10 protein-coding genes are annotated in these 16,106 nt (G+C 37.1%); 7 read left to right on the forward strand and 3 right to left on the reverse strand.

What is annotated here, in order from left to right; all coding sequences use genetic code 11:
• A partial coding sequence (locus VLZ86_RS15405; RefSeq protein ID WP_325452945.1) for a T9SS type B sorting domain-containing protein occupies nucleotides 1–1,854 on the forward strand: 1,854 nt, incomplete at its 5' end.
• Between the two features lie 268 nt (nucleotides 1,855–2,122).
• Nucleotides 2,123–6,949, forward strand: coding sequence for a choice-of-anchor L domain-containing protein (locus tag VLZ86_RS15410; protein ID WP_325452947.1), 4,827 nt, complete (start codon nucleotides 2,123–2,125; stop codon nucleotides 6,947–6,949).
• Between the two features lie 224 nt (nucleotides 6,950–7,173).
• On the opposite strand, the gene VLZ86_RS15415 is transcribed toward VLZ86_RS15410, so the two are convergent.
• Nucleotides 7,174–7,707 (reverse strand): lipid-binding SYLF domain-containing protein, encoded by a 534-nt coding sequence (locus VLZ86_RS15415; protein WP_325452949.1) that lies wholly within the window; start codon nucleotides 7,705–7,707, stop codon nucleotides 7,174–7,176.
• Between the two features lie 227 nt (nucleotides 7,708–7,934).
• Between VLZ86_RS15415 and uvrB the strand changes: the two genes are divergently transcribed.
• Nucleotides 7,935–9,938, forward strand: a complete 2,004-nt coding sequence (uvrB, locus tag VLZ86_RS15420; protein WP_325452951.1) for an excinuclease ABC subunit UvrB — start codon at nucleotides 7,935–7,937, stop codon at nucleotides 9,936–9,938.
• Between the two features lie 138 nt (nucleotides 9,939–10,076).
• On the opposite strand, the gene VLZ86_RS15425 is transcribed toward uvrB, so the two are convergent.
• Complete coding sequence (locus tag VLZ86_RS15425) at nucleotides 10,077–10,478, reverse strand: TerB family tellurite resistance protein (protein ID WP_325452953.1); 402 nt, start codon at nucleotides 10,476–10,478, stop codon at nucleotides 10,077–10,079.
• A gap of 266 nt (nucleotides 10,479–10,744) precedes the next feature.
• Between VLZ86_RS15425 and VLZ86_RS15430 the strand changes: the two genes are divergently transcribed.
• Nucleotides 10,745–11,551 carry an alpha/beta hydrolase gene (locus VLZ86_RS15430; RefSeq protein WP_325452954.1) on the forward strand — a complete coding sequence of 269 codons (807 nt, stop codon included), beginning with the start codon at nucleotides 10,745–10,747 and terminating at the stop codon, nucleotides 11,549–11,551.
• A 72-nt stretch (nucleotides 11,552–11,623) separates the two neighbouring features.
• On the forward strand, nucleotides 11,624–11,881 hold the full coding sequence (locus VLZ86_RS15435) for a DUF1456 family protein (RefSeq protein ID WP_325452956.1): 258 nt from the start codon (nucleotides 11,624–11,626) through the stop codon (nucleotides 11,879–11,881).
• Between the two features lie 307 nt (nucleotides 11,882–12,188).
• On the opposite strand, the gene sucC is transcribed toward VLZ86_RS15435, so the two are convergent.
• Complete coding sequence (sucC, locus tag VLZ86_RS15440; RefSeq protein WP_325452957.1) at nucleotides 12,189–13,382, reverse strand: ADP-forming succinate--CoA ligase subunit beta; 1,194 nt, start codon at nucleotides 13,380–13,382, stop codon at nucleotides 12,189–12,191.
• Between the two features lie 259 nt (nucleotides 13,383–13,641).
• Between sucC and lysA the strand changes: the two genes are divergently transcribed.
• Together lysA and VLZ86_RS15450 are read left to right on the forward strand one after the other, a co-directional pair.
• Nucleotides 13,642–14,850 (forward strand): diaminopimelate decarboxylase, encoded by a 1,209-nt coding sequence (gene lysA / locus VLZ86_RS15445; protein ID WP_325452959.1) that lies wholly within the window; start codon nucleotides 13,642–13,644, stop codon nucleotides 14,848–14,850.
• Between the two features lie 105 nt (nucleotides 14,851–14,955).
• The gene (locus tag VLZ86_RS15450; protein ID WP_325452961.1) at nucleotides 14,956–15,993 is read left to right on the forward strand and encodes an AI-2E family transporter; all 1,038 of its coding nucleotides are present in this window, start codon (nucleotides 14,956–14,958) and stop codon (nucleotides 15,991–15,993) included.
• Nucleotides 15,994–16,106: the final 113 nt, after the last annotated feature.

The raw sequence follows: 16,106 nt of genomic DNA on the forward strand, positions 1-16,106 counted from the left end.
CTGGATTTTATAAAGTGTGATACTGTAGTGCCTTTTGAGGATGGTTTTACAAGCTTTAATTTAGAGGACAACACGCCAATAATTAGGGGCACACAATCTGATGTTTCCATAAGTTATCACCTTACGGATAGTGATGCCAACATCAATATTAATCCGCTTTCCAGTCCCTACACCAATATTTCCAATCCGCAAGAGATTTTTGTGAGGATTACAAACACCATTACTGGCTGTTTTGAAATTACCGATTTTTCTCTAAATGTAAATTTAGGGCCAAATTATCTAGCGCCTAGCCACTTATCTGCCTGCGACTCCAATGCTGATGGAAACAGTAATAATGGACAGACTTTTTTCAATCTAAATTCCAAAAATGTCGAAATTTTAAATGGTCAAGATCCGTCGTCCATAAATATCAGTTATCATGCGTCTAAAATGTCCGCAGAAATGGGCACTGCTGCTTTATCCAGTCCTTATTATAATGTCGTTCCAAATCAGCAGCAAATTTTTGTCAGGCTTGAAGATGCATTGAACGCCAACTGCAGGACTATCACATCCTTAGATCTTGTGGTCAATCCGCTACCCGATGCATTTGCCGCCACCCTCATTCAGTGCGATCAAGATGGCGCAACCGACGGTTTTACTGTTTTTAATCTAGAGCAAGCCAAAGAGGTTATAACTGGTGGTAGTCCTAATAGAAATCTGAGCTATTATCTCAACACTAACGATGCTGAAAATGACCGCAATGAAATTAGCGGAAGTACCTATAAGAACATCACGAATCCACAAGTGTTGTCTGTTAAGGTAACCAATGATTTGACCGGCTGCTCTACTCTAAGCCAGTTGAATTTAATGGTAAGTACCACCTCCGCAAACAATGCACAATTAGCGTTTTGTGATAACGACGGGAATGAAGATGGATTTTATGCTTTTCATCTTTTGGATGCCGATGATATCGTTCTAAATAACTTACCCAATGGAATGGAATTGTTTTACTATTTAAGCTATGAGGATGCACTTTTGGAAGTCAATCCACTCCCAACTGTATTCACAAATACAATCCCTTATTCCCAAACCATTTATGCCAGAGTTGAGGACAGCAATGCCTGTTATGGGATTAGCGAAATTTTGCTGACGGTATTCGAGATGCCAAATATTGAAGTGGAAGATGATGCGATTTACTGTCTGAACAAATTCCCAGACAAGATAACCATTACAGGAGGAGTTATTGTTGATAGTCCAAGTAACTATTCTTATGCATGGTCTACAGGTGAAAGTACTTCGGAAATTAGGGTTGACACTCCAGGGAGCTACACCGTGAGAGTAAGTAATTCCAACGGTTGTTATAAAGACCGAACAATTAATGTGTTGGCTTCAGATATTGCCTCGGTAACAGATATAACTATTACTGATGGGGCAGAAAATAACACCCTCACCGTGTTGCTTACCGGAGAGGGAGAATATGAGTATGCACTTAATGACATCAGGGGCCCATATCAGGATAGTTCCACTTTTGAGCATGTGGTTCCCGGTTTCCATACCATTTTTATAAGAGACATCAATGGTTGTGGAATTGCTAAAGAAAACATTTCTGTCATTGGATTCCCAAAATATTTCACGCCAAACAATGATGGTGTTAATGACCGTTGGCAAGTATCTGGGATAAATGCCCAGTTTCAGTCTAAGAGTACTATTTATATTTTTGATAGAATGGGTAAATTACTTAAGGAAATTCATCCTTTAAGTTCCGGTTGGGACGGAAATTTTCTAGGTCAACCAATGCCAACTAATGATTATTGGTTTTCAGTAACATTACAAGACGGTCGAACTTTTAATGGTCATTTTAGTTTGAAACGCTAATCCAGATTGAGTTTATTTCACTTTTGGTCTTAATTTACTTCCTAAAAAATTTAACAAATAATATCCACAGAAAGTCAGTCGAGAGTTATTTTATTTAAGTTTTCGTCTAATCTATCTAAAAGTGTATGCGAACGTTAATGTTCTGCGTATTTCATCGTATTATATTGCATTTCATCTAAACATTGGTTACTTTTCGGCGCCCTAATAAATGACTAAAGAATTCATTCTTCGCGAATGACTTCTCGCCATAAAACTTAACCTATAAAGAATGAAATCGTTCCAAATTTCCCTCCTTGCTTTTGCATGCATTTTGTGTAACCACGCATTCGGCCAACAAATTACGATAAACAGCAAAATTGCTCCTCCACAACTTATTAAAAATCATTTAATTAAAGGTTGCGTAGAAATTTCAGATGTCGCTTCACCAATAAACGGATCAATCAACGGCTTTTCAAGTTTTGGATATTTTGAACGCGGCAACTCCAATTTTCCGTTTGAAAATGGAATCATGCTATCCACTGGAAATGCAGACTCAGCCGGCAATAAACTGAAGGACAAAACCTTAAATGAAGGCAATAATAATTGGCTTTCAGATCCTGATCTTGAGACTGCATTAGGTATTTCTAATACACTAAATGCTACCGTAATAGAATTTGATTTTTCATCCTTGTCCAACCAGATTCAATTTAATTACATTTTAGCTTCGGAAGAATATTATGGCAATTTTCCCTGTGATTATTCTGATGGGTTCGCCTTTTTGATCAAACGCGCCGGAACTAATGATCCCTATCAAAATATTGCAATTATTCCTGGTACTGATATTCCCGTAAATACGAATACTATTCATAACGAAATTGTTGGTTTTTGCCCAGCGTCAAATGAAGCTTATTTTGATGGTTACGGCATTGGGGATACTAATTATGATGGTCGAACAAAAGTGATGACCGCCACTGCAAATACGGTCCCAAATGTGGTGTATCACATCAAATTGATTATAGCGGATCAAACCGATTCCAATTATGATTCCGCAGTTTTTATTGAAGGGAATAGTTTCGCTGCAGTTGTTGATTTAGGAGAAGACATCACTACGTGTGCAGATCGGTTAACCTTGGATGGTAATATAGATAATCCAGAAGGGATGTATTCATGGTTTTTGAATGATGTGCTTCTACCCGGTGAAACGCAATCTACATTAACTGCACTTCAATCGGGAGTTTATACGGTTAAAATTGATATTCCTTTAGGAAATGGATCCTGTACAATTGAAGATAGTGTGGCCCTTGTTCTAAGTTCAACCCAAACAGCTTCAAAAATTTCTGATTTCAACATCTGTGATGATATGTCTGAAGATGGTTTTGCAGTTTTTGATCTCGATATTAAAAATGCTGAAGTTTTAAAAGCGGTTCCTAAATCTGAATACACCATTTCCTATCATTATACATCTGATGATGCTGAAGGAAACAACAACTCAATTACAAGGCCAATTACCAACACCCTCAACCCTCAACCCATCTTTGTAAGAATTGAAGATAAAATTAATGGCTGTTTGGCCTACACGGCGTTCAATTTGGTTGTTGATCAACTCCCACAAATCCTAACACCTACAGATTTAATTGCTTGCGAAGAAATTAGCCAAAATGGTTTAACGTCAATTTATCTCAATGAAAAAGATGACGAAATAACGAACGGACAAGCCCATTTAATTGTTGGATATTACCATACGCAATCCGACGCCGATCAGGACATTAATGCAATTGCATCTCCATATAACAACCAGTCAAGAACCGAAACCTTATACGTAAGGGTTTCAAATGTAGAAACGGGATGTGCAAGTACCACAACACTCAATTTAATAGTTTTAGATAAACCGATAATAAATAATGGCGATCACTTTTTAGATGCCTGCGATCCAGAACACGACGGATTTTCACAATTTAACCTCAACGACATCACTCCAGATATTTTGAACGGACTGACCGGCGTTTCAGTAACTTTTCACGAAATTTATGAGGATGCCTTATCAGGAACCAACGCTATCCCTGATCCTTCAGCATACCGCAACATTAAACAAAGTTTTCAGACCTTGTTCATAAGAGTAGTCGATAATGAGTCAGGGTGTGCGTCTATAACTTCATTTGAGGTTCATGCCAATCTTCTATTGACTGGCACGCGCATAAAGGACTTTTCTATTTGTGATGTTAAAGAAGGAGATATCCCCTCATTTGACTTGAACAATATGGCAGAAGTCATCATAAATGATCTTCCCGATGTGACCATTACATTTTACGAAACCATAGAAGATCAAACCAATCAGTCCAATGCCTTAAATCCTGCTTTTCCTTACTTACCAACATCTTTTCCGAAAACGCTTTATATCACTTTAAGAAACAGCCAATGTACTGAAACTTCAGAAATACAATTATTAATGAATCCCGTCGTAGATTTCCCATCTATTGGAGCAGTCACTTATTGCGACACGGACCAAGATGGGTTAACCACCATTGATCTGAGCTCGTTTTCAAGTGCCATTGCCAATGGAGAAGACGGATATAATGTACGTTATTTTGAAACTCAAGAGGATGCCGACAAAAATCGCAATGCGCTTCCAAATTTTTATACAAATACGGTAAATCCATTAAGACTTTACACCCGAACAACGTCTAAAGCTACTGGATGTTCGGACATCAAGAATTTTGAAATCACCGTGCTCCCTGCACCTGAAACCCATACTCCAAAGGACATTGTTATTTGTGATGATGACCAAGACGGTTTTACCATTATAAATTTAAGTACAACCATTAATGACTTGGTGGCAGACAAAAACAACAGGACTTTTTCCTTCCATAATTCATTAGAGCATGCAGAACACAAAACGGAAGCGATTACCAACATCAGCAGTTTTAAAACCAATACACAGACCGTATTTGCACGTGTGGAAAATCATTCAACGGGATGTCACTCTGTAGAACCTATCAATATCATCGTCAACACGTTACCTGTCTTCACAGCGATTAGTGATTACATCTATTGCGAAAACTCTAGTGATGGATTTGGAGAATTCATTTTTAAAAACAAGGATTCTGAAATTTTGAATGGACAAAACGGGAAGGTCACTTCGTATTATTTAAACCAAGTTGATGCCGAAAATAGAACGAATGCTATTAACAAAGCGAAAGTCTACAAGAATGTCAGCAATCCTCAAAGAATTTTTGTGAGGGTAGAAAACACTTCAGACATTAGCTGTTATGGAACCTCATCTTTCAACATTGAAGTAGGCACAAGCCCAGAGTTTAATCCAGCTTCAGATTGGTTTGTGTGTGATGACATCTCCAATGATTCCGTTGAGATTTTTGATCTATCAGAGAAAGCCAGGGAAATTTCAACAGGAATAAAAGACAATTTGACTATTACCTTTTACACAAGTTTCGCCAATGCCCAGAATGCAGTCAATCCTATCAAAACAAATTATGCAAACACTAAAAACCCACAGAAAATTTATGCACGGGTTGAAAATGGTAGTATCTGCGCGTCAATAACCGACTTTAGTTTAGGCGTCATCAAAGCTCCTGATGCCAATCCATCCAAACCTTTAATTGCCTGTGACACGGATTATGACGGACAGACAACCTTCAATTTAAGGCAATCTGAAATTGATATTTTAGAGGTGCGTCAAAACAATCTTGTCGTTGCCTATTATGAAACTGCAGAAGATTTGGAAGCAGAAATCAACCCAATTCTAAAACCAGAATCCTACAAAAACATTTCAAATCCGCAAACGGTTTATGTGCGACTTACCAATAGTATTTCCAATTGTTATTTATCCATTCCACTAGACTTAATTGTGAATCAACCACCGTTATTTAATCCCATCGCAAGTCTTTCAATTTGTGATAATGAAGCCCATAAGTATGATTTGACAGAAGTCGATGACCTTCTTGTTGAGGATACTTCAAATATGACAATTTCATATCATAGAACTAAAAAAGATGCATTGGATGCTGCCAACGCACTTAATAAAAACTTTCGTCATAAATCAGCGGTAGAAAAAATTTATGTCAGAATAGAGAATTCTACAACCCATTGTTTCACTACGCATCAATTCACGTTGAAGATCGACCCCTTACCTATGGCCTATGCCGCTCCAGATTTAGAGCACTGTGATGACGATTTTGACGGATTATACACTTTCGATCTTTCACAGCAGAACGCAAAAGTTCTTGGTAGCCAAAATCCTGAACACTTTAGAATTTCATATTACCAAACTAATGAGGCTGCACATACCGGTTCAAATGCACTGAGCAAATTTTATGCTACCACCGATTTACAAACCATTTATGTAAGAATCGAAAATAATGCAACAGGATGTTACAATACCACAAGTTTTCAAGTTTACGTCCATCCACTACCGCTAGTAGATATTCCGGATCAGGTTATTTGTTTAGATAGAGGACCACTTTTGGTGAGTGCCAATACCAATAAAAAAGATGACATTTATTTGTGGTCAACCAACGAAACGACACCAGAAATAGAAATAACTAAGGTCGGTACCTATTGGGTGAACGTCACCACCATCTTTGGTTGTGAGACTACTCAAGTTTTTAATGTCATAGAGTCAGAGTCAGCCACCATCGAATTTACAGAAACCGTAGATTTCTCTGACCCGAATAATGTTACCGTAACCATAGGTGGGATTGGAAATTATATGTACGTTTTAAATGATAGAGATCCTCAAGAATCAAATATTTTCGAGAATGTGCCCATAGGCCCCAATTTAATTAAAATTATTGATTTGAATGGTTGTTCTGAAGTCACCAAAGAAATAGTAGTGATTGATACCCCAAAGTTCATGACCCCAAATGATGATGGGTATTTTGATACCTGGCATATCACAGGAGTAGAAACCCTACCAGGAACCGTCATTTACATCTATGATCGTTATGGAAAACAATTGGCCTTTCTGACCTCATTCTCTAAAGGTTGGGACGGCACCCACAACGGACATAAAATGCCTGCCTCAGATTATTGGTTTGTTGCAGATATTAAAAAAGATAAGGTTTCATTTCAGCTTAAAGGCCACTTTGCATTAAAGCGCTAGATCAAAAAACTTGCGCTTGCAAAATTCTAATTCAGCCTTAAACCGTTCCTATTATCCTCAAAAACCCTCTATCTCGAGGGTTTTGGTTTACTTCGGATATTCGCCATTGAAGGTGATATAACAACCATCTGTTTAAAATGCGCCAAAAAAAAAACGTCCATGACAAAATTATCATGGACGTTCATTATTTTTAAATTAAAGGAACGGTTCTGCCTCTCACCAGTCTAATAAAATGGTTCATATCCAAATTTCTGACCGCCTACAGAAGCGCTGGCCATTAACCCAGCTTTTGGCAATGCAAAAGTAGCCACGCCTGAATCATATTTAGCATTCGCAGCAACTCCAGATTCAACAGCAACCGCGGTAGCTTCTGCTGAAAACTTAAAGTTTCCTTCCTTAAATCGCGCTAAATCAACTGGAGTCTCAAAAAATATGACTTCAATAATGGCCTGACCTCCCGCTTGGAGACCAATATCTAATTTTTTTAAATCTGCCATTCCAACGGCAACACCATTTTCATAAACCACTCCATTTCCAGAAGCACCACCTATTATAAATCCGCCTTTTCCAACATTTGGAAATAAAACGTACCCAGCTGCATTATCAAAGTAATTTGCAAGGGTTGGATCTGCTTTAATCAGCGCCTCCTTTGCATCTTTGGCATCTGATATTATTTTCTTATCCTTATTGGTTTGTGAAAAAGCGCTGAAACCAATAAGCATACAAATAACGAAGGTAAATTGTTTTAAATTTTTCATGAGTTCTAATAATTTTGGATTAAGTAATCTTGACTTTAATTTTCAATAGTTCCTTGAAAAGAACCATCTCAAGTAAGGTTTAGTAAAAATAATCTAAAAATAAATTTAAATCTAATCCTAATGCAGTATTTATTAACTCGAATACACTATAAATCAGCACAAAAGGACAGGGATATCTAAATTAAAATATCATTTATTGTTCGAAAAACTTTGGTTAAATTTGTAAAATGAAATTCAAAATCAAATCGGAATTCAAGCCTACTGGAGATCAGCCTCAAGCTATAAAACAACTTTCCAAAGGGATTGAAAACCATGAAAAATATCAAACCTTATTAGGTGTAACGGGATCTGGAAAGACTTTTACGGTGGCCAACGTCATTGAAGAAGTGCAACGCCCAACCTTAGTTTTGGCGCACAACAAAACCTTGGCGGCACAGCTTTACTCGGAGTTTAAACAGTTCTTTCCGGAAAACGCAGTGGAATATTTTGTGTCTTACTATGATTATTACCAACCGGAAGCTTATATCCCTGTTTCTGGGGTTTATATAGAAAAAGATCTCTCCATTAATGAGGAAATCGAAAAAATGCGATTGAGCACCACCTCTTCCCTACTTTCTGGAAGACGTGATGTGATTGTTGTAGCATCTGTTTCCTGTTTATACGGGATTGGAAATCCAGTGGAATTTCAAAAAAATGTCATCACCCTAAAAAGAGACCAAGTTATCTCCAGAACGAAACTGCTCCATCAATTGGTCCAGAGTCTGTATTCGAGAACGGAAGCCGATTTCAATCACGGAAATTTCCGAATTAAAGGTGACACTGTCGATATTTTCCCTGGATATGCCGATTATGGCGTACGCGTTCATTTTTTCGGTGATGAAATTGAAGAAATCGAAGCCTTCAACATCCAAAATAATAAAGTCATCGAATTGTATGACCAGATCAACATCTATCCGGCAAATATGTTCGTGACGTCTCCTGAAGTGCTTCAAGGTGCCATTAAGGAGATTCAAGATGATTTGGTCAAACAACATGATTATTTTAAAGAAATTGGCAAACATTTAGAAGCTAAACGTTTAAAAGAACGTACTGAATTTGACCTTGAAATGATTCGAGAGTTGGGCTACTGCTCTGGAATTGAAAATTATTCACGCTATTTGGACGGCCGTTTGCCTGGCACACGCCCATTCTGTTTATTGGACTATTTTCCAGATGATTATTTGATGGTCATTGATGAAAGTCACGTGACGATATCTCAAGTTCATGCCATGTATGGTGGCGATAGAAGCCGAAAAGAAAATTTGGTGGAATATGGTTTTAGACTACCTGCGGCAATGGACAACAGACCTTTAAAGTTTGAAGAGTTTGAAGCCATGCAAAACCAAGTTATCTATGTTAGTGCAACCCCGGCCGATTATGAATTACAAAAAAGTGATGGGGTCTTTGTAGAGCAATTGATCCGTCCGACAGGTTTATTGGATCCAATTATTGAAGTGCGTCCAAGTTTAAACCAAATTGACGATTTAATTGACGAAATACATCAGCGTGTGGAAAAAGACGAACGAATCTTAGTAACGACTTTAACCAAACGCATGGCCGAGGAACTGACGAAATATTTGGACAGAATCCAGATTAGAGTGCGTTACATCCATAGTGATGTGGATACCTTGGAACGGGTAGAAATTATGCAAGATTTGCGTAAAGGTTTGTTTGATGTTTTAGTGGGAGTTAACTTATTACGTGAAGGGTTGGATTTACCGGAAGTATCTTTGGTTGCCATTTTAGATGCCGACAAAGAAGGGTTTTTAAGGTCCAATCGTTCCTTAACACAAACAGTGGGCAGAGCGGCGAGACATTTAAATGGAAAAGCAATTATGTATGCCGACCGAATTACCAATAGCATGCAAAAAACCATTGACGATACTGACTATAGAAGGGAAAAGCAAATCGCCTATAATAAGAAACATGGGATTACGCCAACCGCACTTAACAAAAGCTTGGATAATGTATTGGCGAGAAATTCTGTTAGCACATATAGCTATGAATTGGAGGCGATACGGGCTGCTGAACCAGAAAGTGAGTACTTAACAAAAGATCAATTGGAAAAAAAGATTCGAGAAACACGCAAACTAATGGAACAAGCTGCTAAGGCTCTCGATTTTATTATTGCCGCACAATTAAGAGATGAAATTAAAGTATATCAAGGGAAATTGGAGAAGTTAAAGGCTTAATCGAGTATTCAGTTTTAAAATTAAAAAAACTCTTCGGACATCCGGAAAATATCTCGAAAAGATTAAATAAAACATCCTTACGCCGATTGATAACCGACTATAACTGTTTCCTCAAAACTGCTAACTGAATACTGAACACTAATTATATTGTACCTTAAAAATATCAATCAAAAAATCTGGTGGTACGATCTTATTGGGGAAACTTTCCATTAAATCCAAAACACGATTAATGGATTCGTGGCTCAGCCCCATTCGCAATCCGAAATTATGCAATTTCACAAGTTCTTTGTTTGTAATGATCTGTCCAAGATTCATCAACAATACCAACCTATGAAATTGGACAATACGTTCGCTATGCGATTTTAAATGCACATAAGTCACCGGAAATTCAAATAAATAATTAAAGTCTTCTTTAGATATCTCCAATTGTTTGGCCACACCTAAGAGAAATTTATATTCTATGGTCTTTATGGAAGCATCAGTTTGAGCAAAAGCAATCATTTCTGAAAGTAGACTTAGTTTTTCTACACGATTTATCATAATAGAGGAATCTTATTTTTCTTTTATAAAGTTAAAGAAAATCGAATTTTGATAATCGTTGATTATTAGTAGCTTATCGAAAAATAAACTGTAATTCAACGTACAATTCCTACTTTCATACATTTTAGAACATTAATTAATTGATTATCAACAAATTATATAAGTTGTGCATTTCATCGGTTTTATGTAAATCAAATTTAAGTTTCGATGAACTGCAAGCGTCATTTCTTATTAAATTTGTCATCTCAAGTTCAATACACGTTTCAATGAAATTCCTCCATATTCTTTCTATATCCATTCTCGCATTTAGTCGTCTTGGACATGCCCAAAGTACTGCATCTGCGCAAGTGGCGACATTTAATATAGTCTCCCCCCAATTGTCAGTCAAAAAAAATATTTGGATCTATCTTCCAACAGACTATTCCCATTCAGATAAAAAGTATCCTGTAATTTATATGCACGATGGACAAAATCTCTTTGATGCTAAAACCTCTTATGTTGGCGAATGGCATGTGGATGAGTATCTTGATTCCATTTCAGATAACAAATCCATTATTATAGGAATAGAACATGGTAATGAAAATCGCCTAAATGAATTAACCCCCTTTCCAAACGAAACCTATGGAGGTGGAAAAGCTGAAGCCTATCTCAATTTTATCATCAACACGCTTAAACCACACATTGACCTCACCTATCGCACGTTAAAAGATGCGGAGCACACCACTATTTTCGGTTCTTCATTAGGAGGACTACTCTCTTTTTATGCGATTATAAAATATCCCGATATTTTTGGAAATGCCGGAATATTTTCGGCATCATTCTGGTTCAGTAATCGTATTTTTGACTTTGTGTCTCAAACTGATATTTCTCCCAATTCTCGGTTTTATTTTATGGCAGGAACAAATGAAAGTGAAGAGATGGTATTTGATCAAGAGAAAATGGTAGAACTCTTGCTAAAAAAAGGAGTTCCTAAGGCGCAAATTAAAAATGTGATACTAGAAGGTGGGCAACATAACGAAGTTTTGTGGCAGCAAAATTTCCCAGAAGCCTATCAATGGTTGATTGAAAATTAAGATAAAGATGGTTCGGTGTTCAGTATTATATGTTCATTCAGGATTATAATAAAAAATTTATAAATAAAAATTATGACAAATAACGATATACTCAAAAAACTACGGGTAGCACTAAAATTAAGAGATGACGAAATCGTGAAAATTCTTGAGTTGGTAGATTTTAGAATCTCAAAAAGTGAATTGGGTGCATTTTTCAGAAATGAGGATCATCCTAAATATATGGAGTGTGGCGATCAGATTTTACGAAATTTTCTAAATGGACTAGTCATCCACTTGCGTGGACCTATGCCTGAAAAAGGTGAAAAGGGAAAGGCTAAAAAAGAAGATTAAGATAAAAATAATTCAAATCTAGCCCACAAGGAGTTCAAAAAGAAGTATTTTTTCATATTCCTTAGGAAGCTCAAAGGATCTGCTACCGGAGGTTATATTTTAGAATCTGTTATCCAATGGACTTTCTTGTCCACGAATAAAGCGCTCTAGATTTTGGGTATAGATCTAGATCCATCAAAAAACGGGATTAGTTCAAACATCAAAACGCAATGCGCTTCTTCGCTTTTGAGTTTTGGGTTTCATTAAAAAGACCTGACAAGTTTTTAAAAAAACTGTCAGGTCTCTGAAATGATATAAAAGGATTTCTTTAGTTAGCTAAAACCGCTTGTACTTTATCAGCAGCTTCCTGGAATTCAGTTGCACTCAAAACGTCCAATCCTGAATCATCAAGTAATTTCTTTGCTATATCCGCATTGGTTCCTTGTAAACGTACAATAATTGGCACATTGATATTTCCCATATTTTTGTAAGCATCGATCACACCTTGTGCAACTCTGTCACAACGTACAATTCCTCCAAAAATATTGATTAAGATTGCTTTTACACCTGGATCTTTAAGGATAATTCTGAATGCCGCCTCAACACGAGCAGCATCTGCAGTACCACCAACATCCAAGAAGTTTGCTGGCTCTCCACCTGCTTGCTTAATCAAGTCCATAGTCGCCATGGCCAGACCTGCACCATTAACCATACAGCCAACGTTACCATCTAAGTCTACATAGTTTAGACCCAAGGCACCTGCTTCTACTTCAATGGCATTTTCTTCACGTAAATCACGTAGATCCAAATAATCCTTATGTCTGTAAAGCGCGTTGTCGTCAATTGTCACCTTTGCATCTACCGCAATAATTTTATCGTCACTTGTTTTCAACACCGGGTTGATTTCAAATAAAGACGAATCAGATTTATCGTATGCAGTATAAAGATTGGTAATGAACTTGGTCATCTCCTTAAAGGCATTGCCTTCCAAACCAAGATTAAAAGCCACACGTCTTGCTTGAAATGGTAAAATCCCTACAGCAGGATCAATTTCTTCAGTAAAAATCAAATGAGGTGTTTCTTCAGCAACGGTTTCAATGTCCATACCTCCTTCAGTAGAATACATGATCATGTTGCGTCCGGTAGCTCTATTCAACAAAACTGAAACATAAAATTCTTTAGTTTCACTTGCGCCTGGATAGTACACGTCTTCAGCGATCAAAACTTGATGTACCTTTTTTCCTTCTGCGGAAGTTTGAGGTGTTATCAGTTGCATGCCAATGATTTTCCCAGAAATTTCTTCAACTTCCTTTAGGTTTTTGGCCAATTTAACACCACCACCTTTACCACGTCCACCTGCATGAATTTGTGCTTTGATCACATACCAGCTAGTTCCGGTTTCGGCGGTCAATTGTTTTGCTGCAGCAACAGCTTCATTGGCGTTTTTTGCGACAATACCACGTTGGATACGTACACCAAAACTGCTTAAAATATCTTTTCCTTGATACTCGTGTAAATTCATCTTTAAATGTTTATTTTGTCAGTTCCTCAATTCGAAAGCGATCGAGAGGAATATTTTAAAATTGCCTTTAATTCCCATAGAATATCTGAGAAATTAATGGTCACAAAAGTAATCAACATAAATGTTTTAACCAATAAATTTGAGTATTGTTTATTAGAGTTGAATGCATTCTATAAAAAGTTGCGTCACTTTTGAGTTTTTAGTTAGTTTGAATAAAAAAAAGGATTTAGCTTTACCGCTATTAAAATTAAATATGAAAATGGAACAAAAAATCTTACTACAGATTGCAAAAGACTTTGATAGTCCAGTTTATGTCTATGATACAGAAAAAATAGCGGCGCAATATAAACGCTTAACATCTGCATTTAATAAGGTTAAAAAGTTAAAAATAAAATATGCGGTCAAGGCATTATCAAATATTTCTGTACTTAGATTCATAAAAACATTAGGCTCAGGTTTGGATACGGTATCCATTCAGGAAGTTAAATTAGGATTGAAAGCTGGATTTTCTCCTGATCAAATCATCTTCACCCCAAATGGCGTTTCTCTTGAAGAAATTGAAATGGCTGCAAAACTTGGGGTACAGATCAATATTGACAACCTGTCCATCTTGGAACAATTTGGAACACGATATCCAAAAACACCTGTTTGCATTAGAATTAATCCGCATGTAATGGCGGGTGGCAACACCAATATTTCCGTTGGACATATTGATAGTAAATTTGGGATTTCCATTCATCAAATTCCGCATTTGTTGCGCATTGTAGAAAACACAAAAATGAACATCAATGGCATCCACATGCACACAGGAAGTGATATTTTGGATATTGATGTCTTCCTTTATGCCAGTGAAATTCTATTTGACACTGCACTGAATTTCAAGAATTTAGAATTTATTGATTTTGGTTCTGGATTTAAAGTGCCTTATAAAGAAGGTGATATAGAAACCAATATTGAAGAATTGGGTCAAAAACTAACCGACCGTTTCAACAGTTTCTGTAAAAAATATGGAAGGGAATTAACCTTGACATTCGAGCCTGGAAAATTCTTGGTGAGTGAAGCGGGTGTGTTTTTGACCAAAGTGAACGTTGTCAAACAGACCACCTCTACCGTGTTTGCGCAAGTGGATTCTGGTTTTAATCATTTAATAAGACCCATGTTCTACGGATCTCAACATGACATTATAAATATTTCAAATCCGAACGGGCGCGAGCGATTCTATTCGGTCGTAGGTTATATTTGTGAAACGGACACTTTTGCCAATAACATACGTATTAACGAAATTAGCGAAGGTGACATCCTTTGCTTTAAAAATGCGGGTGCCTACTGTTTTAGCATGGCCAGCAATTATAACTCCCGCTACAGGCCTGCCGAAGTATTATGGCACAATAAAAAAGCACACTTGATCAGAAAACGTGAAACTTTTGATGACATCCTTAATAATCAAGTTGAAATTGAATTGAGTTAAAAATTCTACTATCTGGGATTTGTTTTTCCGACGGAATAGCAGAAACTTACTGTATATTTATATTAAGAATATCTCAATTAAAGTACACCACATAATCAACTCACAATGAAACGAATACCCGCCAAATTAATCCGTCAAATCTTTGTGATACTTCTCATATTATTCATGGGAAGTTTGATTTTTAAAGAAATGTTACCCTACCTTACTGGAGTTCTTGGCGCAGTAACAATTTATATACTTTTTAAAAAATGGATGGTTTATTTGGTCAAAACCAGAAAATGGAACGCTTCATTGGCCGCATCCCTCATCATGTTTTTGTCTTTTGTTGGCATCCTACTTCCTCTTGCAGGAATTATTTGGATGTTGAGCAATAAAATAGGTAGGGCAGCCAATAACAGTGAACAGGTAGTTAAGGCTTTTAAAGAGCAGTTGAGTAGTGTTGAGCACTATTTGGGATTTGATATTGCATCAAAAATTGATACAGGTGCCATAACCGGATGGGTCTCTACTAATTTACAGAATGTGGTAGGTGGTACTTTTAATGCCTTTATTGCCATTGGACTTATGTATTTCATGTTGTATTATATGCTGACCAACAGAAGGGCCTTGCGCGAATCGTTAACGGAATATATTCCTTTGGACAAAGATAATTTAAAAGAAGTTGGCACAGAAGTCCAGGCCATGGTGCGTTCCAACGCCATCGGAATTCCATTAGTTGCGTTAGCACAAGGTATTATCGCGCTCATTGGATTCTTGATTTTCGGCGTAAGCGAACCTTTTTTCTGGTTCGTGATCGTCACCATCGGGTCCATGATTCCTTTTGTAGGCACTTTGGTAGGTATTTTACCTGTGTTTTTAATTAGTCTTTCCTCTGGAGACGTGTTTCAGGCCTGGGGCATTTTAATCTATGGTTTTGTTGTGGTTGGTACTACAGACAATATCATACGTCTTTATGTCCTCAAAAAACTGGACGACGTCCACCCTCTTATCACTCTAATTGGCGTTATTGTTGGGGTTCCTATTTTTGGTTTCATCGGCTTAATTTTTGGTCCTTTATTGATCAGCCTCTTTATGGCTTTAGTGAGAATTTATAGGAGAGAATATGGCGATCAAGAGACGGAAATTGATGCAGAAAAGTTATAATCCTTCACTGGAATCACAATAAGGTGTTGGTTTAAAACTTTCTTAATGTTCGCAATGAAAACCTTGGTCTACAACCAATGCAATTCCTGGGGATGATTCTCAATTAGGGATTC

The sequence above is a fragment of the Gelidibacter sp. genome, from assembly GCF_035515035.1.
GTDB lineage: Bacteria > Bacteroidota > Bacteroidia > Flavobacteriales > Flavobacteriaceae > Gelidibacter.

Coding starts and splice junctions, on each gene's coding strand:
- VLZ86_RS15410 (WP_325452947.1), top strand. CDS start 2,123: ATGAAATCGTTCCAAATTTCCCTCCTTGCTTTTGCATGCATTTTGTGT.
- VLZ86_RS15415 (WP_325452949.1), bottom strand. CDS start 7,707: ATGAAAAATTTAAAACAATTTACCTTCGTTATTTGTATGCTTATTGGT.
- uvrB (WP_325452951.1), top strand. CDS start 7,935: ATGAAATTCAAAATCAAATCGGAATTCAAGCCTACTGGAGATCAGCCT.
- VLZ86_RS15425 (WP_325452953.1), bottom strand. CDS start 10,478: ATGATAAATCGTGTAGAAAAACTAAGTCTACTTTCAGAAATGATTGCT.
- VLZ86_RS15430 (WP_325452954.1), top strand. CDS start 10,745: ATGAAATTCCTCCATATTCTTTCTATATCCATTCTCGCATTTAGTCGT.
- VLZ86_RS15435 (WP_325452956.1), top strand. CDS start 11,624: ATGACAAATAACGATATACTCAAAAAACTACGGGTAGCACTAAAATTA.
- sucC (WP_325452957.1), bottom strand. CDS start 13,382: ATGAATTTACACGAGTATCAAGGAAAAGATATTTTAAGCAGTTTTGGT.
- lysA (WP_325452959.1), top strand. CDS start 13,642: ATGGAACAAAAAATCTTACTACAGATTGCAAAAGACTTTGATAGTCCA.
- VLZ86_RS15450 (WP_325452961.1), top strand. CDS start 14,956: ATGAAACGAATACCCGCCAAATTAATCCGTCAAATCTTTGTGATACTT.